Annotated in this window: 19 protein-coding genes and 1 tRNA gene; 13 read left to right on the forward strand and 7 right to left on the reverse strand. The window is 68.4% G+C overall.

Annotated features, from left to right (window positions below; all coding sequences use genetic code 11):
- The first annotated feature begins 19 nt into the window (after positions 1-19).
- From ACLFA2_RS13405 to ACLFA2_RS13445, 9 genes are all read left to right on the forward strand, one after another.
- Positions 20-2,347: a DNA polymerase III subunit gamma and tau gene (locus ACLFA2_RS13405; protein WP_426621454.1), complete on the forward strand. Its 2,328-nt coding sequence runs from the start codon at positions 20-22 to the stop codon at positions 2,345-2,347.
- Positions 2,347-2,940, forward strand: a complete 594-nt coding sequence (recR, locus tag ACLFA2_RS13410) for a recombination mediator RecR (RefSeq protein ID WP_021199140.1) — start codon at positions 2,347-2,349, stop codon at positions 2,938-2,940. Before ACLFA2_RS13405 ends, recR begins: the two co-directional genes overlap by 1 nt.
- On the forward strand, positions 2,937-3,854 hold the full coding sequence (locus ACLFA2_RS13415; RefSeq protein ID WP_031206964.1) for a DMT family transporter: 918 nt from the start codon (positions 2,937-2,939) through the stop codon (positions 3,852-3,854). Before recR ends, ACLFA2_RS13415 begins: the two co-directional genes overlap by 4 nt.
- Before the next feature lie 271 nt (positions 3,855-4,125).
- Positions 4,126-5,406 (forward strand): aspartate kinase, encoded by a 1,281-nt coding sequence (locus ACLFA2_RS13420; RefSeq protein ID WP_029258718.1) that lies wholly within the window; start codon positions 4,126-4,128, stop codon positions 5,404-5,406.
- A 180-nt stretch (positions 5,407-5,586) separates the two neighbouring features.
- Positions 5,587-6,657, forward strand: a complete 1,071-nt coding sequence (locus ACLFA2_RS13425) for an aspartate-semialdehyde dehydrogenase (RefSeq protein ID WP_167255681.1) — start codon at positions 5,587-5,589, stop codon at positions 6,655-6,657.
- Between the two features lie 83 nt (positions 6,658-6,740).
- The gene (locus ACLFA2_RS13430; RefSeq protein WP_021199136.1) at positions 6,741-8,213 is read left to right on the forward strand and encodes a malate:quinone oxidoreductase; all 1,473 of its coding nucleotides are present in this window, start codon (positions 6,741-6,743) and stop codon (positions 8,211-8,213) included.
- A 9-nt stretch (positions 8,214-8,222) separates the two neighbouring features.
- On the forward strand, positions 8,223-8,876 hold the full coding sequence (locus ACLFA2_RS13435) for a thymidine kinase (protein WP_426621455.1): 654 nt from the start codon (positions 8,223-8,225) through the stop codon (positions 8,874-8,876).
- A 213-nt stretch (positions 8,877-9,089) separates the two neighbouring features.
- Positions 9,090-9,812, forward strand: coding sequence for a FadR/GntR family transcriptional regulator (locus tag ACLFA2_RS13440; protein ID WP_426621456.1), 723 nt, complete (start codon positions 9,090-9,092; stop codon positions 9,810-9,812).
- Positions 9,813-9,822: 10 nt separating this feature from the next.
- Positions 9,823-11,082, forward strand: a complete 1,260-nt coding sequence (locus ACLFA2_RS13445) for an alpha-hydroxy acid oxidase (RefSeq protein WP_029258715.1) — start codon at positions 9,823-9,825, stop codon at positions 11,080-11,082.
- A 42-nt stretch (positions 11,083-11,124) separates the two neighbouring features.
- On the opposite strand, the gene ACLFA2_RS13450 is transcribed toward ACLFA2_RS13445, so the two are convergent.
- The 6 genes from ACLFA2_RS13450 to ACLFA2_RS13475 form a co-directional block, all read right to left on the reverse strand.
- Positions 11,125-11,967 (reverse strand): DUF1295 domain-containing protein, encoded by an 843-nt coding sequence (locus tag ACLFA2_RS13450; RefSeq protein WP_029267272.1) that lies wholly within the window; start codon positions 11,965-11,967, stop codon positions 11,125-11,127.
- 52 nt (positions 11,968-12,019) lie between these two features.
- Positions 12,020-12,775, reverse strand: a complete 756-nt coding sequence (locus tag ACLFA2_RS13455; protein ID WP_029258713.1) for an HAD-IIB family hydrolase — start codon at positions 12,773-12,775, stop codon at positions 12,020-12,022.
- A complete protein-coding gene (locus ACLFA2_RS13460) occupies positions 12,772-13,248 on the reverse strand; it encodes a VanZ family protein (protein WP_021199130.1) in 477 nt (158 codons plus the stop codon). Before ACLFA2_RS13460 ends, ACLFA2_RS13455 begins: the two co-directional genes overlap by 4 nt.
- Positions 13,249-13,315: 67 nt before the next feature.
- Positions 13,316-13,392 (reverse strand) — tRNA-Pro (locus ACLFA2_RS13465).
- A gap of 56 nt (positions 13,393-13,448) precedes the next feature.
- A complete protein-coding gene (locus ACLFA2_RS13470) occupies positions 13,449-14,390 on the reverse strand; it encodes a metallophosphoesterase (RefSeq protein WP_167255690.1) in 942 nt (313 codons plus the stop codon).
- Positions 14,381-16,945: a transglycosylase domain-containing protein gene (locus ACLFA2_RS13475; protein ID WP_029258710.1), complete on the reverse strand. Its 2,565-nt coding sequence runs from the start codon at positions 16,943-16,945 to the stop codon at positions 14,381-14,383. The genes ACLFA2_RS13470 and ACLFA2_RS13475 overlap by 10 nt, the downstream gene beginning before the upstream one ends.
- 89 nt (positions 16,946-17,034) lie before the next feature.
- Between ACLFA2_RS13475 and ACLFA2_RS13480 the strand changes: the two genes are divergently transcribed.
- Both ACLFA2_RS13480 and ACLFA2_RS13485 read left to right on the forward strand, forming a co-directional pair.
- A complete protein-coding gene (locus ACLFA2_RS13480; protein WP_021199127.1) occupies positions 17,035-17,259 on the forward strand; it encodes a hypothetical protein in 225 nt (74 codons plus the stop codon).
- The gene (locus ACLFA2_RS13485; protein ID WP_426621457.1) at positions 17,256-17,714 is read left to right on the forward strand and encodes a RidA family protein; all 459 of its coding nucleotides are present in this window, start codon (positions 17,256-17,258) and stop codon (positions 17,712-17,714) included. Before ACLFA2_RS13480 ends, ACLFA2_RS13485 begins: the two co-directional genes overlap by 4 nt.
- Before the next feature lie 85 nt (positions 17,715-17,799).
- Here ACLFA2_RS13485 and acs read toward each other — a convergent pair whose 3' ends face one another.
- Positions 17,800-19,767, reverse strand: coding sequence for an acetate--CoA ligase (acs, locus tag ACLFA2_RS13490; RefSeq protein WP_029267269.1), 1,968 nt, complete (start codon positions 19,765-19,767; stop codon positions 17,800-17,802).
- Between the two features lie 401 nt (positions 19,768-20,168).
- On the opposite strand from acs, the gene ACLFA2_RS13495 reads away from it, so the two are divergent.
- Together ACLFA2_RS13495 and ACLFA2_RS13500 are read left to right on the forward strand one after the other, a co-directional pair.
- A complete protein-coding gene (locus ACLFA2_RS13495; RefSeq protein ID WP_029258709.1) occupies positions 20,169-21,176 on the forward strand; it encodes a TadA family conjugal transfer-associated ATPase in 1,008 nt (335 codons plus the stop codon).
- Positions 21,176-22,072 carry a type II secretion system F family protein gene (locus tag ACLFA2_RS13500; RefSeq protein WP_426622475.1) on the forward strand — a complete coding sequence of 299 codons (897 nt, stop codon included), beginning with the start codon at positions 21,176-21,178 and terminating at the stop codon, positions 22,070-22,072. Before ACLFA2_RS13495 ends, ACLFA2_RS13500 begins: the two co-directional genes overlap by 1 nt.
- Positions 22,073-22,090 lie beyond the last annotated feature (18 nt).

Genomic DNA, 22,090 nt, shown 5'->3' on the forward strand with positions numbered 1-22,090 from the left:
CACGCCGTAGGCTGTTGAGGTGACCACAGCCCTCTACCGCCGCTACCGACCCGAGACGTTCGGCGAGATGATCGGGCAGTCCCAGGTGACCGATCCGCTCATGACGGCGTTGCGCGGTGACCGGGTCGGCCACGCCTATCTGTTCTCCGGCCCCCGCGGGTGCGGCAAGACCACGTCCGCGCGCATCCTGGCGCGGTGCCTGAACTGCGCCGAGGGGCCGACCGACGTGCCCTGCGGCGTCTGCCCGAGCTGTGTGGAGCTGTCGCGGGCCGGCGGCGGATCACTCGATGTCGTCGAGATCGACGCGGCGAGCCACAACGGCGTCGACGACGCGCGCGACCTGCGCGAGCGGGCGACATTCGCCCCCAGCCGCGACCGGTACAAGATCTTCATCCTCGACGAGGCGCACATGGTGACGCCCCAGGGCTTCAACGCGCTGCTCAAGCTCGTCGAAGAGCCGCCGGAGCACGTGAAGTTCATCTTCGCGACCACCGAGCCCGAGAAGGTGCTGGGCACGATCCGCTCGCGCACCCACCACTACCCGTTCCGACTCGTCCCGCCGGCCGCGATGCTCGAGTACGTCGCCAAGCTGTGCGCCGAAGAGGGCGTGATCGTCGAACAGGGTGTCCTCCCGCTCGTGGTCCGCGCCGGCGGCGGATCGCCCCGTGACACGCTCTCGCTGCTCGACCAGCTGATCGCCGGCTCCGACGCCCCCGCTGGTTCGGAGACGGTCACCGTCGGCTATGCGCGCGCCGTCTCCCTGCTCGGGTACACGCATGCCGCCCTCCTCGACGAGATCGTCGACGCGCTCGCCGCGGGCGACGCGGCGACCGCGTTCCCCGCGATCGACCGGGTCGTGCAGACCGGGCAGGACCCCCGTCGCTTCGTCGACGATCTGCTCGAGCGTCTGCGCGATCTCATCGTGATCGCGGCGGTCGGTGCCGGCGCATCCGCCGTCCTGCGCGGTATCGCCGAAGACGACCTGGAGCGCATGCGCGCCCAGGCCGCAGAATTCGGCTCCGCACGCCTCTCGCGCACGGCCGACGTGGTGAGTGCGGCACTCGACGACATGTCGGGAGCCACATCTCCGCGCCTGCATCTCGAGCTCATGGTCGCACGGGTGCTCGCGGGAGCGACGGATGCCGCCGTGGCTGCGCCCGCGCCGGCGGGGGAGCGTACCGCGGCTCCCGCCCGACAGGTCGCGACCCCGGCAGCGCCGGCGCCTTCCGCGTCATCCACGATCGCGGCTTCGGCGGGTTCATCGGCTCCCGCGGCCCCGGCGTCTGTGGCCCCGGCGGCTCCCGTCAGCCCGACCGCCTCCACGCACACGCCGGAGCCGGTCGTCGTCGAATCCGCTCCTGCTTCCGCTGCCCAGACTCGGGTCGTCGAGGAGGCAGCGAGCGAGAGCGTCGGTGCGGTATCCGACGGTGCCGCACCGGAACCCGCGGCTCCTGCGGAACCCGCGGCTCCTGCGGAACCCGCGGCTCCTGCGGCATCGCAGGGACCGGTCACGTTCGAGCGCATCCGCGCCGCGTGGCCCGCCGTGCTGACGCGGCTCGAGAGCATCAGCCGCACGTCCTGGCTGCTGGCCACGGCCGTGCAGCCCCTGGCGTACGTCACCGAGACCGAGGTGCTCACGCTCGGATTCACCAGCCAGCACGATGTCGCCAAGTTCAAGGGCACGACCCCGGGCTCAGGGCCTTCCGACCACCTGCGTTCCGCGATCCAGAACGAGCTCGGCGTCCGCGTGAAGTACCTCCCCGCCCCGATGCCGACCGGGGGTGCCCCGCGCCAGCCGGCGTCGTCCGGATCCTCGGCACCGACTGATTCCGCTCCCGCATCGGAGCCTGCGTCAGCGCGTTCCCCTCGTTCGCAGGTCCGTGGCGCGTCCGCATCGTCGGTGACGGAGTGGGCCGTCGCGTCGATTCCGACCGCGAACGAGGAGTCGGTGCGCGACGCTCCGATACCGTCCGCGCCGCTCCCCGTCGACGATGAGCCCGAAGAGGTCGAGGCAGCGGCCTCGGCACCGGTTCCCCCGTCCGACGGTGTCATCGATCGCGACGAACCGCCGCTGCCCGGCGACGATGAGGCTCCGGCCTACGACGATGAGCCTCCGTACGACCCCTCGTACGAGCCGCCGGCCGACCCGTCCGTGTCGCGCGGGGCTGCTCCTGACCGGTCGGCGCCGCAGACGCAGCGCACCGCCGTCGCCACTCCGCCGGTCGTCATCGAGCGTTCCCCCTCCGTCGGAGGAGTGCAGCGCTACGGTGAGGCCGTGATCCGCCAGGTGCTCGGCGCGACATTCCTGCGCGAAGAGCCCTACGAGCCCCCGACGAGGTTCTCCTGATGTACGACGGCATCGTTCAGGAGTTGATCGACGAGTTCGGTCGGCTCCCCGGCATCGGCCCGAAGTCCGCGCAGCGGATCGCGTTCCATATCCTGCAGACGCCGACGTTCGACGTCGCCCGTCTCGCTGAGCTGCTTAGTGAGATCCGTCTCCGCGTGCGGTTCTGCGAGATCTGCGGCAACGTCGCCGAGCAGGAGCGTTGCGCCATCTGCCGCGACCCGCGTCGCAGCCAGGCGCTGATCTGTGTGGTCGAAGACGCCAAAGACGTCGCCGCCATCGAGCGCACCAGGGAGTTCCGGGGCCTCTACCACGTCCTCGGCGGAGCGATCAGCCCCATCGCCGGCATCGGACCGGACGACCTGCGCATCGCCCAGCTCATGACCCGCCTCGCCGACGGCACCGTGCAGGAGGTCATCCTCGCCACCAACCCCAATCTCGAGGGGGAGGCGACCGCGAGCTACCTCAGCCGCCTGCTGACGACGATGCAGATCACGGTCTCCCGTCTCGCTTCGGGCCTGCCCGTCGGCGGCGACCTCGAGTACGCCGACGAGGTCACCCTCGGCCGCGCCTTCGAAGGCCGGCGCATCCTGTGAGCCCCCACACGGGCTTCTCACGTCGTGGCTGGCTCCTCTTCGGTGCCATGGCGCTGCTGTGGGGAGTTCCGTATCTGTTCATCAGCGTCGCGGTCGAGTCGTTCTCGCCACCGGCGATCGTGGCGGGGCGCACGCTCATCGCGGCTCTGCTGCTGCTGCCGTTCGCCCTCCGCAGCGGTGCGCTGCGTGCCGCTCTGAAGCACTGGCCGTGGGTGCTCGCGTTCGGCGTCGTCGAGATGGCGGGCCCCTTCCTGTTGCTCGGGCACGCCGAGATGACGCTGCCCTCCGGCATGACGGGCCTGCTGGTGGCGACCGTGCCGCTGTTCGCCGCTCTCATCGCCCTCGGCGGTGGCGACCGTGGCGTGCTGCGGCCGGCTCGCGGGATCGGTCTACTCGTCGGGTTCGTCGGTGTCGCGGTGGTGGTCGCGGGCCCCGGGCTCTTCGGTGGTGAGGTCAGTCTTCTCGCGGCCGGCGAGGTGCTGCTGGTCGCGGTGCTGTATGCGACCGCGCCCTTCATCGTCGCTCGCAAGCTCAACGATGTGCCGTCCCTCGGCACCATCACCCTCTCTCTTCTCATGATCGGGATCTTCTACCTTCCGATCGGGCTGCTCACTCAGCACGAGGTGCCCACTCTGCCGTCGATCGTCGCGCTGCTCGCGCTCGCCGTGATCTGCACGGCGGTGGCCTTCCTGGCCTTCTTCGCACTCATCCGCGAAGTCGGTCCGGTGCGCGCGCCACTGTTCACCTATGTGAATCCGGTGGTCGCGATCGTCCTCGGAGCCCTCGTCCTCGCCGAGCCGTTGACGCCCGGCCTGCTGCTGGGCTTCCCGCTGATCATCGTCGGGTGCTGGTTCGCCGCCACAGGCGGTCGACTGCGGCCGGTCTCTCCCCAGGCTCTCCCGCCCTCCCTCTGAGCCGCGCCCCGCACCTCCTGCCGTGCGCCGCGCCGCGCACCTCCCACTCCGAGTCGTCGAGTGCACGGCTTGCCGCCGAGTGCACGGCTTGCTCACGCGAACATCCTGTGCACTCGGCGACATCCCGTGCACTCGATGCACCGCGACGCGACTCACCGCGACGCGACGCACCGCGACGCGACGCACGCGGCCTGACACATGCGCAACGGGGCATACGCGCCGATCGTAGAATGAGCGTGGGCGGATCCGCCCGTCATCCCAGGGAGTGATCGTGGCCCTCATCGTGCAGAAGTACGGCGGCTCGTCCGTCGCCGACGCAGAGAGCATCAAGCGCGTCGCCAAGCGCATCGTCGATACGCGTCGTGCCGGGCACGACGTGGTCGTCGCCGTGAGCGCCATGGGCGACACCACCGACGAGCTGCTCGATCTCGCCAACGAGGTCGCACCGATTCCCGCGCCCCGTGAACTCGACATGCTCCTCTCCAGCGGAGAGCGCATCTCGATGGCGCTGCTGGCCATGGCGATCCACTCCATGGGCTTCGAGGCGCGGTCGTTCACGGGCAGCCAGGCGGGCATGATCACCGACTCGCAGCACGGTGCCGCCCGCATCGTCGATGTCACGCCCGTGCGTCTGCGCGAAGCTCTGGACGAGGGCGCGATCGTGATCGTCGCCGGGTTCCAGGGCTTCAACCGCGACACCCGTGACATCACCACGCTCGGTCGCGGCGGGTCCGATACCACCGCCGTCGCCCTCGCCGCCGCGCTCGACGCCGATGTCTGCGAGATCTACAGCGACGTCGACGGCATCTTCACCGCCGATCCGCGCGTGATCCCGAAGGCACAGAAGCTCGATCATGTCTCGAGCGAGGAGATGCTGGAGCTCGCCGCCAACGGGGCCAAGGTGCTGTACATCCGCGCCGTCGAGTACGCACGCCGTCACGGCGTCCTGATTCACGCTCGGTCGACGTTCTCGTCGGCCGAGGGCACATACGTTCTGGGCGAGGGTATGAAGAACCCCCGCGAAGCCGAGGGAGCAGTCATGGAAGAACCGATCGTCGCCGGCGTCGCCACCGACTTCAGCCAGGCCAAGATCACGGTCGCGGGCGTGCCCGATGTGCCGGGCAAGGCCGCCGAGATCTTCAAGATCGTCGCGAAGTCGGGCGCGAACGTCGACATGATCGTGCAGAACGTCTCGGCCACCGGGCGCACCGATATCTCCTTCACCGTCCCCAAGGCGGATGCGGCGGCCGCCCTCAAGGCCCTCGCCGGGGAGCAGACCGAGGTCGGGTTCCAGAACCTGATCCACGACGACCAGATCGGCAAGCTGTCGGTCGTCGGTGCGGGCATGCGCACGCACTCGGGTGTCTCCGCCACCCTCTTCGAGGCGCTGTCGGCCGGGGGGATCAACATCGAGATGATCTCGACCTCGGAGATCCGCATCTCGGTCGTGCTGCGCGACACCGACCTCACCGAGGCCGCGCGCACCGTGCACACCGCCTACGGACTCGACGGTGACGCCGAAGCCACGGTCCACGCCGGCACCGGCCGCTGATCTCCGCCGTTCATCGCCGTTTTCCTGCCGACTCCGTGCCCCCTCGGGACGCAGCGCCGGCAGTTCGTGAGACCACGGTAGACTCGCCGAAACCCTGACACCGGCGCCAGGCGCAGCTTCATCACCCCGACGCCGCGCCCGAAGCCTCGTACGCAGCACCGCACGACGCCAAGGAACATCATGACCCGCATCTCCGATTCAGGACTCTCCGTCGCCATCGTCGGCGCCACCGGCCAGGTGGGCACCGTGATGCGCGAGATTCTCGCCGAGCGGTCGTTCCCGATCCGCGACCTGCGCCTGTTCTCCTCGGCGCGCTCGGCCGGCACGGCAATCGAGTTCGGTGGAGCGACGGTCATCGTCGAAGACGTCGAGACGGCGGATGTCGCGGGTATCGACATCGCCCTGTTCTCGGCCGGAGCCACCGCGAGCCGCGCTTATGCGCCCCGCTTCGCCGCCGCCGGTGCCGTGGTCGTCGACAATTCCAGCGCCTGGCGCATGGACCCCGAGGTCCCGCTCGTGGTCAGCGAGGTCAACCCGCACGCGATCGACGAGCGCCCCAAGGGCATCATCGCGAACCCGAACTGCACCACGATGGCCGCGATGCCGGTGCTGAAGGCCCTGCACGCCGAGGCCGGTCTCGAGCGTCTGATCGTGTCGACCTACCAGGCTGTCTCCGGCTCCGGCCTCGCCGGTGCCCAGGAGCTCCTCGGCCAGGTCGAGGGCGTGCTCGCACAGGGCGACACCCTCCGCCTCGTGCACGACGGGTCGGCGCTCGACTTCCCCGAGCCCGAGAAGTACATCGCGCCGATCGCGTTCGACGTGATCCCGTTCGCCGGCAACCTCGTCGACGACGGCGACAACGAGACCGACGAGGAGAAGAAGCTCCGCAACGAGAGCCGCAAGATCCTCGAACTCCCGGACCTCCGTGTCGCGGGCACCTGCGTGCGGGTGCCGGTCTTCACGGGGCACTCGCTGTCGATCAACGTCGAGTTCGCCGGCGACATCACGCCCGAGCGTGCGCGCGAGGTGCTGAGCGTCGCTCCCGGTGTCGTGCTCGACGAGGTTCCCACCCCGCTGCAGGCCGCGGGGAAGGACCCGAGCTTCGTCGGTCGCATCCGCGCCGACCAGTCCGCCCCCGAGGGCAAGGGGCTCGTGCTGTTCCTCAGCAACGACAACCTGCGCAAGGGGGCGGCGCTGAACGCCGTGCAGATCGCCGAGATCCTGGCAGAGCGCCTGGCGGTCATAGCCTGACGGTATCCCCGCGATGTGGAAGCGGTCTGACCGGGCCGTGCCGCATGGTCGGCGGTGGCGTGCCCGCGAACTAGACTGGTTCGGTGACTGAAAACGTCGATGTCGTCCTGATCGGCGGTGGCATCATGAGCGCCACCCTGGGTACTCTCCTGCACGAGCTGCAGCCGGAGTGGAAGATCGTCGCCTTCGAGCGACTCTCCGAGGTGGCTCAGGAGAGCTCGAACCCGTGGAACAACGCCGGCACGGGGCACGCCGCACTGTGCGAGCTGAACTACATGCCGCAGCAGGGTGATGCCCCGCTCGACCCCGCCAAGGCGGTCTCGATCAACGAGCAGTTCCAGCAGAGCCGGCAGTTCTGGTCGTCGCTGGTGGAGAAGGGCGTGCTCGATGCGCCGTCGACCTTCATCAACGCGACGCCGCACATGACGTTCGTGCGCGGTGAGAAGGATGTCGCGTACCTCAAGAACCGGTACGAGGTACTCAAGAAGCAGCCGCTGTTCGCGGGCATCGAGTACAGCGAGGATTCCCGCGTCATCAACAAGTGGGCGCCGCTCCTCATGCAGCAGCGGGTGAAGGGCGAGCCGTTCGCCGCGACCCGCGTTCCCGCGGGCACCGACGTCGATTTCGGCGCCCTCACGCACCAGCTGTTCGACCACCTGACCGACTCCGGCGTCACGCTGCGCACCAACCACGAGGTACGCAGTCTGAAGAAGCAGAAGGACGGTACCTGGCTGGTCAAGTACCGCAACAGCATCGGTCACACCCCGAGCGAGGTCAAGGCGCGCTTCGTGTTCGTCGGGGCCGGCGGCTGGGCTCTCAAGCTGCTGCAGAATTCCGGCATCCCGGAGATCAAGGGCTACGGCGTCTTCCCGATCGGCGGCCAGTTCCTCAAGACCACCAACCCGACGATCGTCGCCCAGCACAAGGCGAAGGTGTACTCGCAGGCGTCGGTGGGTGCTCCGCCCATGTCGGTCCCGCACCTCGACACGCGTGTCGTCGACGGCGAGGCCTCGCTCATGTTCGGGCCGTTCGCGACCTTCAGTCCGAAGTTCCTGAAGAACGGGTCGATGCTCGACATCGTCTCGCAGGTGCGCGCGCACAACCTGCTGCCGATGCTGCAGGTGGCGGTGAAGAACCCCGATCTCATCACGTATCTCATCAGCGAGCTGCTGAAGAACCACGCCAAGAAGGTCGACAGCCTGCGTACGTTCATGCCGACCGCGAAGGACGAGGACTGGACGCTCATCGACGCCGGCCAGCGCGCCCAGGTCATGAAGAAGGACCCGAAGAAGGGTGGCATCCTGCAGTTCGGCACCGAGGTCGTCGCGGCGGCCGACGGGTCGATCGCGGGCCTGCTCGGAGCTTCTCCGGGAGCCTCGACCGCCGTGCCGATCATGCTCGATCTGCTCAAGAAGTGCTTCCCCGCGGAGTACCCGGGTTGGGAGCCCGAGCTGCGCGCGCTGATCCCCACGTTCGGTGAGAAGCTGAACGAGAATCCGGAACTCGCCGAGAAGTCGACCGCAGCGACCGCAGCCGCACTCGGCATCAACGTCTGAGGTCGCACCGTGGCGAAGCTCTACTTCCGCTACGGCGCGATGAACTCCGGAAAATCGACCGCCCTGCTGCAGGCCGCCTACAACTACGAGGAGCGCGGGCAGCACGTACTGCTCGCGAAGCCGGCGATCGACACCAAGGGGGCATCCGAGATCGAGAGTCGGCTCGGGGTCACCCGTCGGGTCGACTTCCTGATCGATCCCGATGACGATGCGCGCGCGATCTTCGCCGCACATCGCGGGCGCATGCAGCATACGTCGGATGATGAGCTGCTGCCGGAAGGGCCGAGCGACGTCGCCTGCCTGTTGATCGACGAGGCGCAGTTCCTCACGCCGACCCAGGTCGATGATCTCTTCCGCGTCGCGGTGGTCGACGGAATCCCGGTCATCGCCTACGGCATCCGCAACGACTTCCTCACTCATGCCTTCCCCGGATCCGCGCGACTGCTCGCGATCGCGCACTCGCTGGAGGAGCTCAAGACCATCTGCCGCTGTGGGCGGAAGGCCGTGTTCAACGGTCGCGTCGTCGGCGGACGGTTCGTGTTCGACGGCGACCAGGTCGCTATCGACGAGGGCGCGACCGGATCGGCCTCGCCGGAGCTGACCACCTATGAGTCGCTCTGCGGTACCTGCTACCTCGAAGAGTCCGGTGGTCGCCTGGGCTGAGGCCGGCCCGATCCGTCGAGGCGCCCGTCGGCCGCTGCCGTCGCGCAGCCGTGAACAATCCAGGAAGACAGTCGGCCCCGTGCCGCGGTGAGCCGTCTGCGACGCACGTCGTCGTCTTCTTCCTGAGGTGCGCACGCGGGGCGGGGATCGAGCGTGCCTGTTTGCGTGGTCTGACCACACGCGATACTCTGTGGTCAGACCACAGGAGGTTCGATGACCGACCAGCCGGCGCGCGCATGGCGACTCGTGCTCGAGCACATCGAACGCGACCTCCTCGACGGCCGTCTCGGCCCGGGTGATCGTCTCCCGTCCGAGCGTGATCTGGCATCCGACCTCGGCGTCGGACGCTCGAGCGTGCGCGAGGCGTTCCGGGTGCTCGAAGTGATGGGGCTCATCCGCACAGCGACCGGCTCGGGCCCGCAATCGGGCGCCATCGTCATCGCCACGCCCACCGGTGGCATGTCAGCGCTGCTGCGGCTCCAGGTGGCGGCGCAAGGCTTCCCGCTCGACGACGTCGTGCGCACGCGTCTGGTGCTCGAAGACGCGGTCGTCGCCGCGATGGCAGGCGCCCCTGAGCGCGACACGGACCGCGCCCATGAACTGCTCGCCGCGATGGACGCCCCGGGCCTCGCCCCGTCGGAGTTCCTCGCCCTCGACGCGCAGCTGCACCTCTCGCTCGCCGAGGCCAGCGGAAACACGGTCATCGCCGCGATGATGGCGGGTCTTCGTTCCTCGATCGAGTCCTATGTGCAGGCGGGCGTCTCCGCGATCGCCGATTGGGGGGCGATGGCGACGCGGCTTCGCGCCGAGCACCACGCACTCGTCGCGGCGATCGATGCCGCCGACGTCGAGACAGCGCGTTCCCTGGTCCACACGCACATCACCGGCTACTACACGTCCGCGGGCCTGACCCGTGAGATCCACCCCCAGATCTGAGAGGCACATCATGGTGCAGCGCCAATTCCCCAACCCCGTCGAGCTCCTCGAGCTGATGAAGTTCAAGAAGCCCGAACTCGACGGTCGCAAGCGACGGTTGGAGGGTGCTCTCACGATCGATGATCTTCGCCTGATCGCCAAGCGCCGCACGCCGAAGGCCGCGTTCGACTACACCGACGGCGCCGCCGAGGGCGAGCTGTCGCTCACGCGCGCACGTCAGGCGTTCCAGGACGTGGAGTTCCACCCCGGGATCCTGCGACCGGCGCCGACCGTCGACACCAGCGTCGAGATCCTCGGCGGTCCGTCCGCTCTGCCGTTCGGAATCGCCCCGACCGGGTTCACCCGTCTGATGCAGACCGAGGGGGAGACGGCGGGCGCGGGCGCCGCGGCCGCCGCCGGGATCCCGTTCACGCTCTCGACCCTCGGCACCACTTCGATCGAGGGCGTGAAGGCCGCCAACCCGCACGGACGCAACTGGTTCCAGCTCTACGTCATGCGCGACCGTGAGATCTCCTACGAGCTCACCCGTCGCGCCGCCGCCTCGGGGTTCGACACCCTGCAGTTCACGGTGGACACCCCGGTCGCGGGAGCGCGTCTGCGCGATAAGCGCAACGGGTTCAGCATCCCGCCGCAGCTGACCCTCGGCACGATCATCAACGCGATCCCGCGCCCATGGTGGTGGTATGACTTCCTCACCACCCCGAAGCTCGAGTTCGCCTCGCTCAGCACGACCGGAGGGACCGTGGGCGAGCTGCTGGACGCCGCGATGGACCCCACGATCAGCTATGACGATCTCGCCGTCATCCGCGATATCTGGCCAGGCAAGATCGTGATCAAGGGCGTGCAGAACGTCGAGGACTCGGTGCGTCTGCGCGATGCCGGAGTCGACGGGATCGTCCTCTCGAACCACGGTGGCCGCCAGCTCGACCGTGCACCGATCCCGTTCCACCTGCTTCCCGAGGTGCGCAAGGCCGTGGGCGACGACTTCACGGTGATGATCGACACCGGCATCATGAACGGTGCGGACATCGTCGCCGCGGTGGCGCTTGGAGCGGACTTCACGCTGATCGGACGGGCGTACCTCTACGGTCTGATGGCGGGCGGACGTCAGGGTGTCGACCGCACGATCGCGATCCTGCGCAGCGAGATCGAACGCACGATGCGCCTGCTGGGTGTCGCCTCGCTCGCCGAGCTCGAGCCCGCGCACGTGACCCAGTTGACCCGCTTGGTTCCCGTGGCCCGCGCCGCCGCGGAAGCCCGCGTGCACTGAGCCCTGCTCGTCCGGATCTGACCGGGAGGTGGCCACGTCGTCTCAGGACTGCGTGGCCACCGCCCTGGTGCGTGGGGGCCACGGCACCAGCATCGACGTGGTCTTGCGGTACTGGGCGTACGCCGGATACTTCGACGCGGTGATCGACTCGGTGAAGATCGTCGAGCCGATGAAGAGCACGGTCAGCAGAGCCGGACCGACGATCGTCGGATTCAGCACCCCGCCGATGACGCCGGCTCCGCCGGTGACCGCAGCCGTCGCTCCGATCGCGTAGAAGGCCCACCACTGCGCCTGCTCGAAGAAGAAGTTCGGGTGCCGGCTGTATCGGAAGAGGCCCGTCGTGGCGAATCCCGGTGCGAGCGTGCCACCCGCCTGCTTCTTCCGCTGATGGAACACCCACTGCTGCTGATCGGCGATCGTCTCTCCGACGAGGAAGGCGACGAATGCGGCGATGAACAGCGCGTCCCACCCGGTGAGGGCCGAAGGGTGCTGTGCGGCGACCAGCGTCGGCAGCGTGATGAGCACGAGCAGCGCCATCTGATAGCAGATGATGAACAGCGCGTTGAAGATCTGGAACTGCCAGGGCCGCATCCGCCCACGCAGGATGGCCCAGCGGTAGTCCTCCATCCCGGTGTAGCCACCCTTGCGGGCGAAGTTGAAGGTCAGGCGTGCGCCCCACGCGGTGGCGAGCACACCCATCACGACCACACGCGCCGACCCGTCACCGTTCACGAAAGCGCCGGCGACGAAGATCCAGACGTAGGCCACCGGCACGATCGACCACGCGCGGTCGACCCAGGAGGTGTCGCGGGTGATCAGGGAGAGCACCCAGCAGACGGCGCTGGTGGCCGCGGCGACGACGATGACGATCAGCAGGGCATCCATGACGCCATGCTAGGACTCTCGCGTAGGGTCGCGCAGCGCGACACCGCGAAGGTCAGAGCGTCAGCAGAAGCGCGTCGAGCTTGTCTGCGGTGTCTTCCCAGCCGTCGACGGCGATGGCGGGAACACCGATCGCGAGCACGGGGTAGTCGTTGCCCCCCTCATCGAGCCGGTCGCCGTAGAACAGCATCTCGGTGAGGGCGATGCCGGTGTGCGCGGCGAGTTGCCGCATCCCGAAGGCCTTGTCGATACCGGCTTGGGTGATGTCGATCGAGGTCGAACCGCCCGAGCGCACCTCGAGACCGGGAAGGCGTGCGGCGACCGCATCCCGCAGCGCAGCCCGCTTGGCGCCCGTCGGGTCCCAGTCGTGCTTCGCCTCGCGCGGCGCACGCTGACCGAGCGCCGAGAAGGTGATCTGCGATCCGCGGTCCTCGAGGATGTCGCCCCACGGCTCGGCCTCCCAGAGTCCGAGGCGCTCGGCCTCTTCGCGCAGAGCCGTGAGGGCCGCCTGCTTGTCGGCCTCGCTGAGATCGTGGGCGTAGACCGGGGCGAAGTCCGTGCCGTCGTGGCGGAGGTAGCGGGTGCCGCAGGTGGGCAGGAGGTGCAGCCGGGCGAGATCGGAGGGGTCAGCGTCTCCGAGCTGTGCGATCACCTGCGAGCGGAACTGCGCCTCGTTCCCTCCGGAGATGATGGCGACGTCGACGGTGCGCAGCAGAGTGCGGAGCAGCGCGGCGATCCGCGGGTCGATCAGGCCCTTGGAGGGGGCGAGCGTGTCATCGAGATCGAAGGCGACGAGTGTGGGCGCGGTCATGATGTCTCCAGCCTAGAAGGTGGACGCTGGGAGGATCTCGGGGCGATCAGCAGGGTGAAGGCGACCGCGACGGCGACGCCGATGATGGCGCCCGTCGAGTTGGCGACGACATCGTTCACGGTGGCCGCGCGGTGGGGGAGAGCCACACGTTGGGCGATCTCGATCATCGCTGACAGCAGCGGCCCCACCAGCACAGCGAGGAACCAGATACGACGGGGGAGGAGTAGGAAGGCGAGGATGCCGACCGGCACGAAGACGAGCACGTTCGCGATGATCTCGAGCCGGGTGAAGTCGAGCCACTCCCAGCCGAGACGGTGAGCTGTGGCGAGCACGAGGTCGAGCAGATTCGGCATCGACTCCTCGACCTTCGACGGCGTGAGGGTGAGAGCGGCGAGGCCGATCAGGAAGGGGACACCGAGGGCGATCGCCCAGGCCCGGGTGAAACGGCGCGGCGGCGGGAGCAGAGAGTTCATGCGTTCCCTTTCGTGCACGGTCCCGGTACAGAGAAGGCCGCCCCTGAGGGCGGCCTTCCGGTGTTACTGGTCGGGGTGACAGGATTTGAACCTGCGACCTCTTCGTCCCGAACGAAGCGCGCTACCAAGCTGCGCCACACCCCGTTTTGCAACCCTCCGAGTCTACAGGGAAATGTTCCCTGCGCCGAATCGAGGCCGGATCACACCTGTGCGGTCAGAGTGAGCAGCGTCGCCTCGGGGCGGCAGGCGAACCGGACCGGCGCGTAGATGGAGTGTCCACACCCCGCGCTGACGTTGAGCGGCACAGTGCGGCCGCCGTGCGACCAGGTGCTGAGCCCCTTGGCCTGCTTGAGCGGGATGTCGCAGTTCGCCACGAGAGCCCCGTACCCGGGAATGCACACCTGACCGCCGTGCGTGTGGCCACCGAGGATCGCATCGGCACCGAGATCGATGAAGCCGTTGAGCACCCGCTGATACGGCGCGTGCGTGACGCCGAGGACGGGCGTCGCTGCGTCGCGGGCACCGAGAGCCGCGATGGCATCGGGAAGCTCATCCAGACGGTCCCAATCGCGGTGAGCGTCGTCGACACCGAAGAGATCGACGTCGCTGCCCGCGATGTTCAGCCGCGCCGCAGAGTTGTTGAGCTCGGTCCAGCCCAGCTCGTCCGCGAAGTACCGATCCATCGCGTCCGTGTCGAGAAGCTCCGGCTTGTGGTGCTTCTTGGACGGTCCGAGGAAGTAGCGGAAAGGGTTCCGCGGAGACGGCGCGGCGACGTCGTTCGAGCCGTGCACGAACACGCCGGGGATGCCGGCGAACGGAGCGAAAGCGCGCCGGATGCCGTCGAGTCCGTTCTCGTGGCCGAGATTGTCCCCGGTGTTCACGATGAGGTCGGGCTTCAGCTCGGCGAGGGAGGCGAGCCAGTCCTGCTTGCGATGCTGCCACGGCGCCATGTGCGCATCGGAGATGTGCAGGATACGCAGCGGTGCGGCACCGGGCGGGAGAGCCACTATTGAGGCCTCGCGCACGGTGAACAGGTACCGCTCGATCCCGATCCCCCAGATGGCGGCGCCGGCACCCACGGCCCCCACCGCGCCGAGCGCGATGAGGGCCGGGTGTGCGCCGCGACGGGCCGCTACTGGCACGTCACACGCACGGCGGTGGACTTGCTGGCCGCGGTGCCGGGCGCAGGGTCGGATCCGCCGACGACGGAGGTCGGTGGATTGCAGGAGTTGTCGAATTCGATATTCGTGAATCCTGCGGCACCGAGCGCGGCAGAGGCTTGGGCTCTCGACATCCCGACGAGATTCGCCGGGACGGTCGTGCCCTGTCCGTTGCTGGTCGTGAGGGTCACCGTCGCGCCAGTGGCCGCCTCTCCGGTCGGATCCTGGCCGGCGACCAGGCCGACGGCGAGGTCGCTGTCCACTGCTCCTCCGACAGAGACCTGGAAGCCGGCGTCCGTCAGGATCGCGGTCGCTTCCTCGACGGACTTGCCCACGACACTCGGAACCGTCGTCAGCTGCTGTCGGGTGAGCTTGCCATCGGGCTTCGGGAAGGCGTCTCCACCGTACGCAGCGTTCGCTGCGGCCTGCGCGGCCTGCGCCACCGGGTAACGCATGTCGTTGAGGTTCCAGCCGTTGGCCCTCTTGCGGTAGATGTTCTCCTGGCCCTGCCAGCGGCCGGCCCAGACCGCCGTGGCGACCTTGGTGCTGGACTCGATCATCATCGTCGACCAGGTGTCGTGCGTTCCGGTCTTGCCGATCAGCGGCGTGCCGTCGTTGGGGTTCGCCCGGGAACCGGTGCCGCCGCCACCCATGACGCTCTGCAACGCGAAGGCGGCCGTCGCGGCGACCTCGGGAGAGATCACTCCGTCGGTGCACGACGATGCCGGCAGTTCGCGGTCCTGACCGTCGGGGCCGACGACGCGATCGATCGCGCGCGGTGTGCAGTACTTCCCACCGCTCGCGACGGTCGCGTAGGCGTTCGCCATCGCGAGGGGGGAGATGTTCTTCGGGCCGAGCACGTCGAAGGGCACGTTCTCGTCGGTGACCTTGTCGCCGTTCGCCAGCGTGACACCCATACGGTCGGCGACCTTGTTGATGTCGCAGATATCGAGCTTCGACGCCATCGCGAAGTAACCACTGTTGAGCGAGTTCTTCGTGAAGCTCAGCACGGATCCGGTTCCACCGCCACCGCCACCGAAGTTGCCGATCTCCTTGGTGTTGGCGTTCTGCTTGGCTCCGCAGACGGGGATCTTCAGGTTCGTCTGCACGCTTCCGTTGAGAACCTCGTTGACGGAGTGGCCCTTCTCGAGCCAGTCGATCAGCGTGAAGAGCTTGTAGGTCGAGCCGACCTGGAAGCCACCCGAGTTCCCGTGGTTCTTATCGCCCGCGAACACCAGGGAGGAGTAGGCCTGATCATCGGTGGGAGTCTCGGTGAAGGTCGTGTTCTGCGTCATGGAGAGGATTCGGCCGGTGCCGACCTCGACCGAGACGCCGGCCGCCCCGAAGTACTGGTTGTCGGCGTTGGCGGGAACAACCTCGGCCATCTTCTCGGCGGCAGGGTTCTGGATGCGGTAGTCCAGCGTCGTGTAGATCTTGAGGCCACCGCGGCGGAGCAGATCCGTCCGCTCCTGCTGGGTCTTGCCGAAGGCCTCGTCGTTCAGCACGATCGACTTCACGTACTGGCAGAAGTAGGCGCTCGTGCCTGCGGAGGCGCATCCCTGCGTCGGTGGGTTCAGCGCGGGGGCGATCTCCGAGGCATCGGCTTCGTCGTACTGCGCCTGCGTGATCTTGCCGTCCGTGAGCATGCGCCCGAGCACGTAGTGTCGGCGGTCCTTCGTGAGCGAGTATCCGTCCGCCGCAGTGTTCAGGGCGACGCCCTCGGCGTTGGTGGTCGTGCCCTGTTCGGCCTTGTCGATGCGATACGTGTTGGGGTTCTGCACGATGCCCGCGAGAGTCGCCGACTGCGCGACCGTGAGGTTCGCCGCGGTCGTCGAGAAGTAGTAGTTCGCGGCGGCCTCGATGCCGTACACAGTGCCACCGAAGTTGGCGATGTTCAGGTAGCCGAGCAGGATGTCGTTCTTCGAGAAGTCCTTCTCGATCTGGATCGCGTAGCGCATCTCCTGCAGCTTGCGCTCGATGCCCTTGGCCCCGGTCGCGTTGGTCGCATCCTTCCAGCACTGCTGGAGGTCCTCAGAGTAGGTGTCGGACGTGGTGTCGACCTCCTGCTCGCACTTCTGGATGAGGACGTTCTTCACGTACTGCTGGCTGATGGTCGACGCACCACGGCTGGACGTGCCGCGTACGTTGTCCACCAGAGCCTTCACCGTGGCGCCGATGTTGACGCCGCCGTGGCTGTAGAAGTTCTTGTCCTCACTCGAGAGGATCGCGTCGTACAGGTTCGGGGAGACCTGTTCGTACGTCACGGGGACACGGTTCTGCTCGTAGAACGACGCGAGTTCGACCTGGGATCCGTCGGGGGCGGTCGCGTAGATGGTCGACTGCTCCATCGGCGTGCTCGGGTCGAGGCTCTCGGGGAGCTGATCGAAGAGCGTGAGGGCCTGGGTGCCTGCGAGACCGGTCATCGCGAGGACCGGAGTGACGCTGGCCGTGACGAGGAGACCGGCGACGGCGCTCAGGCCGACGAGCCCGACGAGACCGCCGAGCACGCCTCTCACCGTGCGATTCTTTTGGGGCATACGCTTGATCGTAGGGGAGTTCCCTGAATACCGCCTTTGACGAGCCCGCCCCGGATCTCGGGTGTCGTGCCCCGATCGACAGGAGTGCCATGACCACGTGGGAGTACCTCACCACGCCGCTGCTGATCCACAACACCGCAGCCATCCTCAACAACTGGGGCAAGCAGGGCTGGGAGCTCGTCCAGGTCGTGCAGGGCCCCGAGGGCGGGCTCGTCGCCTACTTGAAGCGCCCCGTGACGTCGGACGCGTCGACGAACGCCGGTCTCGCAGCCGCAGAACAGGCCGCCCGTCAGTTCGAGGGAGGCCAGGCATGAGCGTCTCCGCCCGTCTTGCCGAACTCGGCATCGAGCACCCGGCCGTCGCTGCCCCGGTCGCCGCCTACGTCCCGGCGGTCGTGCACGGCGGTCTCGTCTACACCTCCGGGCAGCTTCCGTTCGTCGACGGTGCGCTTCCGGCCGTCGGCAAGGTCGGCGGCGAGGTCTCCGCCGAGGACGCCAAGTCCTACGCCCGCACCTGCGCGCTCAACGCCCTCGCCGCGGCAGCGGATGCGGCCGGCGGGATCGATCGCATCGTCGGTGTGCTCCGCGTCGGCGGCTTCGTCGCCTCGGCGGAGGGCTTCACCGGTCAGCCCGGCGTCATCAACGGCTCGAGCGAGGTACTCGGTGAGATCTTCGGCGATGCCGGGCGTCACGCCCGCGCGGCCGTCGGCGTCGCCGAGCTTCCGCTCGGCAGCCCGGTCGAGGTCGAGGTCGCCTTCCTGCTGGCCTGACACCCGGCGCGGCATCCAGCCGCCGGTGAACAAGAAACGCGCCTCCCCGTCGGGGGAGGCGCGTTTCTGTCTCGTCCGGGTGGCTCTACTTGACCTGCGCCGAGATGATGCTCATCACCGCGGTGTCGGCGAGGGTCGTCGTGTCACCCACCTCGCGGCCCTCGGCGACGTCGCGGAGCAGGCGCCGCATGATCTTCCCGGAGCGGGTCTTCGGCAGCTCACCCACGATGTAGACATCGCGCGGGCGGGCGATCGCGCCGATCTGCTCTCCCACCCAGAGGCGCAGCTGCTGGGCGAGGCCGGCAGGCTCGTGCGCGGCGAGATAGCTCTCCTTGATGATGACGAAGGCCACCACTGCCTGACCGGTCGTCTCGTCCGAGGCACCGACCACGGCGGCCTCGGCCGTCGCTTCGTGCGCGACCAACGACGATTCGATCTCCGCGGTCGACAGGCGATGTCCGGAGACGTTCATGACGTCGTCGACGCGACCCAGCAGCCACAGGTCGCCGTCGTCGTCGAGGCGCGCGCCATCCCCGGCGAAGTAGTAGCCCTGGTCTTCGAACTTCTCCCAATAGGTCTCCCGGTAGCGCTCGGGGTCGCCCCAGATGCCGCGCAGCATGCTGGGCCAGGGTTCGGTGATCACGAGGAGGCCGCCGCTGCCGTTGCCGACCTCGACGCCGCTCTCGTCGACGACGTCGATAGAGATCCCGGGCAGAGGCACCTGCGCGGAACCGGGCTTGGTCTCGGTGACTCCCGGAAGAGCGGACACCATGATCGCGCCGGTCTCGGTCTGCCACCAGGTGTCGACGATCGGGGTCTTGTTCGCCCCGATGACCTCGCGGTACCACATCCACGCCTCGGGGTTGATGGGCTCTCCCACCGAGCCGAGCAGTCGCAGCGACGACAGATCGAACTTCGCGGGGACGCTGCGCCCGATCTTCATGAACGAGCGGATCGCGGTCGGCGCGGTGTAGAAGATCGACACCTTATACTTCTCGATGATCTCCCACCAGCGGCCGGGGTGCGGGGCATCCGGTGTGCCTTCGTAGAGCACCTGGGTCGCACCGTTGGCGAGGGGGCCGTACGTGACGTAGCTGTGTCCGGTGATCCAGCCGATGTCGGCCGTGCACCAGAACACATCGGTCTCCGGGTGCAGGTCGAAGACGTACTTGTGCGAGTACGCCGCCTGGGTCAGGTACCCGCCTGAGGTGTGCAGGATGCCCTTGGGCTTGCCCGTCGTGCCCGAGGTATAGAGGATGAAGAGCGGATTCTCGGCGGGGAACGCCTGTGCCGTGTGCTCCGCGGAGGCGGCAGGGACGGCGTCGTGCCACCAGATGTCGCGGCCGTCGATCCAGTCGACCTCGTTCTCGCCACGGCGGACGACGAGGACGTGCTCGACGGTCTGCTGCTCACCGTCGCCGCGGTCGGCGAGGGCCTGGTCGACGGCCGGCTTCAGCGCCGAGACGCGGCCCTTGCGGTAGCCGCCGTCGGCGGTGATGACGAGCTTGGCGCCGGCGTCGTCGATGCGCGAACGCAGGCTGTCGGCGCTGAAGCCGCCGAACACGACGGAGTGGATCGCTCCCAGGCGAGCGACCGCGAGCATCGAGGCGATCGCTTCGGGGATCATCGGCAGGTAGATCGCGACGCGGTCGCCCTGGCCGATGCCGAGACCTTCGAGCACGTTGGCGACGCGCTTGACCTCGTCCGTGAGCTCGGCGTACGTGATGCGGCGGGAGTCGCCCGGCTCGCCTTCCCAGTGCAGGGCGACGCGATCGCCGTTGCCTGCTTCGACATGACGGTCGAGGCAGTTGTAGGCGACGTTCAGCTCGCCGTCCTCGAACCACTTCGCGAAGGGCGGGTTGCTCCAGTCGAGCACCTGGGTGAACGGCTTGTGCCAGTGCACCAGCTCTCGGGACTGCTCACCCCAGAAGGATTCGCGATCGGCGGCGGCACGCTCGTACAGCTCGGGCGAGGAGATGGTGTGGGCGACGAAGTCCTCCGACGGCGGGAACTTCCGGGTCTCGTCGAGAAGATGATCGATCTGGCTGCTCATCGGCAGGCGCTCCTTTGCGGCATACGGGTCTTACGAGCATGGTCGTGGGGGTGGCGACCAGGTCATGGCGAATCTATCTCCGCGGCCTCCTGTCGCATACTGCCGAAAGTCGGTAGTGCGGCCGGTTTTGTCAGGACGGTCGCCTTGCGTACACTCGACGACAGCCGAATTCTCATTCCGGCCTTGGCGTGCCCGATTCCCCCAATCGTGGTTCGTCGTGGGCGGCATCTCATTCCCCCCGTGAGATGCCGCCCATTCCTTTGGGAGCGCTCCCTGCCGTGCCGGGTTCCGCCGGAGGCGTCGCCTGCACCGTGGGCGGATGAGTGGTCTTATTCACAGGCGCTGAGCCGACCCGCGCCTCACGCCTTTCCCACACGACGGCCGCGCATAGCGTCGCGTCCATGCCTGATTCCTTCGTCATCCAGCCCAGGGGAGTTCGTTCGGCTGCGCCCGAAGGGGAAGCCCCGCCCGAGACCCGTCGCCTGGATCCGGCGTTCGGGCCGCTTCTCACCCACCTCGACGATGCCGTCACCGATGTGTTCGTGAACGGGGCGAGCGGGCTGTTCGTCGACCGCGGGAGTGGAGCAGAGCCCGCACCGGGGTGGAGGGCTTCGGAGCGGGAGGTCCGCGACCTCGCCGTCGCACTGGTCGGTCTCGGGGGACGCCATATCGACGACCAGGCGCCCTGCGTCGACGTCCGTCTCGATTCCGGCGTCCGGGTTCATGCGGTCCTCGCACCGGTATCGACCACCGGAACCGCCCTCTCGATACGCATTCCCCGCGTACGTGTCGCGGATCTCGACGCGCTCGCCGCTCTCGGTGCCTTCGATGCGCGCCAGCATGCCTGGCTGCTCGGGCTGGTGGCCGAGCGGGCGAACATCCTCATCACCGGGGGAACCGGAACGGGCAAGACGACGCTGCTGTCGGCGCTGCTGTCGGAGGTGTCGTCGACGGAGCGCATCGTCACGATCGAAGACGTCGCCGAGCTGCGTCCGCGTCACCCGCATCACGTCGCCCTCGAAGCGCGGCAGTCGAACCTCGAGGGCGCGGGCGGCATCTCTCTGGCGCGACTGGTGCGCGAGTCGTTGCGGATGCGTCCCGATCGGCTGGTGGTCGGGGAGTGCCGCGGTGAAGAGGTCCGGGAGCTGCTCACCGCCCTCAACACCGGTCACGACGGGGGTGCGGGCACTCTGCACGCGAGCGGGCTCCGCGACGTCCCCGCGCGGCTCGAAGCCCTCGGCGCCCTCGCCGGGATGGACGCGATCGCTCTCGCGCGGCAGGCGGTCAGCGCGTTCACGATCGTCCTCCACCTCGACCGCGCCCCCGGGGGCACCCGTCGCATCCGGCAGGCGGGGCGTCTCGTGATCGTCGGGGATCGTCTCGATGTCGAGGAAGTGCAGCCGTGGTGATGCGGTGGGGCCGTGTGGGGCGACGAGGGTCGACCGGCGCGACGGATGCCGCGACCTCGGTGCAGACGCTGGCCGTGCTGCTGCAGGCGGGGGCTGCGCCGGTCATCGCGTGGCGCCACCTGGCCGAGGCCGATGATCCGCAGGCGCGGGCTGTCGTCGACCGCCTCGATCGTGGTGTGCCGCTTCTCGAGGCCATCGAGGCTGAGGGCGGGGCGTGGATCGATCTGGCCGCCGCCTGGGAGATCGCGACGACGGTGGGGGCGCCGCTCGCCGAGGTTCTCCGCATGATCGCGGAGACGCTGCGAGACTCCGAGGCCGCGGCTGACGATGTGCGCATCGCACTCGCCGAACCCGCAGGAACCGCACGGCTGCTGCTGTGGATGCCGTTCGCCGGGGTGCTCCTCGGGTTCGCACTCGGGTTCGACACCATCGGAGTGATCTTCGGGAACGTGCTCGGCGCCGCCTGCGTCACCGTCGGCCTGCTCCTCGTCGCCGCGGCGCATCTGTGGACGACGCGCCTGCTGCGGCGGGCACGACCGGCGCCCGGCACCCCCGGGATGCACGCAGAGCTCGTCGCGGTCGCACTGTCGGGCGGGGCCTCGATCGATCGTGCGCATCAGCTGGTCTCGCAGGCGTCCCCCTCGGAGACCGGCGATGAACGCGTTCGCTCCGTGCTCGAGCTCTCTCGCGCCGCGGGGGTGCCGGCAGTCGAGCTGCTCCGGGCATCCGCGGCCCAGGACCGACACGCCGCCAGAGTGCAGGGGCGGCTCCGTGCCGCGAAGCTCTCGACACGCCTGTTGTTCCCGCTCGGGGTCTGCACGCTGCCGGCTTTCCTCCTTCTCGGTGTGGCGCCGCTCCTGCTCAGCGTCCTCGTATCCGCGCCGATGCCGCTGTGACGTTCCCGAACACCCGTA

Origin of the sequence: Microbacterium sp. As-52, assembly GCF_049949185.1 — a bacterium.
Lineage (GTDB): Bacteria > Actinomycetota > Actinomycetes > Actinomycetales > Microbacteriaceae > Microbacterium > Microbacterium maritypicum_A.

Excerpts from the sequence above, each read along its gene's own strand:
- ACLFA2_RS13500 (WP_426622475.1), top strand. The coding sequence starts at position 21,176 with ATGCGGTGGGGCCGTGTGGGGCGACGAGGGTCGACCGGCGCGACGGAT.
- acs (WP_029267269.1), bottom strand. The coding sequence starts at position 19,767 with ATGAGCAGCCAGATCGATCATCTTCTCGACGAGACCCGGAAGTTCCCG.
- ACLFA2_RS13480 (WP_021199127.1), top strand. The coding sequence starts at position 17,035 with ATGACCACGTGGGAGTACCTCACCACGCCGCTGCTGATCCACAACACC.
- ACLFA2_RS13485 (WP_426621457.1), top strand. The coding sequence starts at position 17,256 with ATGAGCGTCTCCGCCCGTCTTGCCGAACTCGGCATCGAGCACCCGGCC.
- ACLFA2_RS13455 (WP_029258713.1), bottom strand. The coding sequence starts at position 12,775 with ATGACCGCGCCCACACTCGTCGCCTTCGATCTCGATGACACGCTCGCC.
- recR (WP_021199140.1), top strand. The coding sequence starts at position 2,347 with ATGTACGACGGCATCGTTCAGGAGTTGATCGACGAGTTCGGTCGGCTC.
- ACLFA2_RS13445 (WP_029258715.1), top strand. The coding sequence starts at position 9,823 with ATGGTGCAGCGCCAATTCCCCAACCCCGTCGAGCTCCTCGAGCTGATG.
- ACLFA2_RS13440 (WP_426621456.1), top strand. The coding sequence starts at position 9,090 with ATGACCGACCAGCCGGCGCGCGCATGGCGACTCGTGCTCGAGCACATC.
- ACLFA2_RS13495 (WP_029258709.1), top strand. The coding sequence starts at position 20,169 with ATGCCTGATTCCTTCGTCATCCAGCCCAGGGGAGTTCGTTCGGCTGCG.
- ACLFA2_RS13425 (WP_167255681.1), top strand. The coding sequence starts at position 5,587 with ATGACCCGCATCTCCGATTCAGGACTCTCCGTCGCCATCGTCGGCGCC.
- ACLFA2_RS13475 (WP_029258710.1), bottom strand. The coding sequence starts at position 16,945 with ATGCCCCAAAAGAATCGCACGGTGAGAGGCGTGCTCGGCGGTCTCGTC.
- ACLFA2_RS13450 (WP_029267272.1), bottom strand. The coding sequence starts at position 11,967 with ATGGATGCCCTGCTGATCGTCATCGTCGTCGCCGCGGCCACCAGCGCC.
- ACLFA2_RS13460 (WP_021199130.1), bottom strand. The coding sequence starts at position 13,248 with ATGAACTCTCTGCTCCCGCCGCCGCGCCGTTTCACCCGGGCCTGGGCG.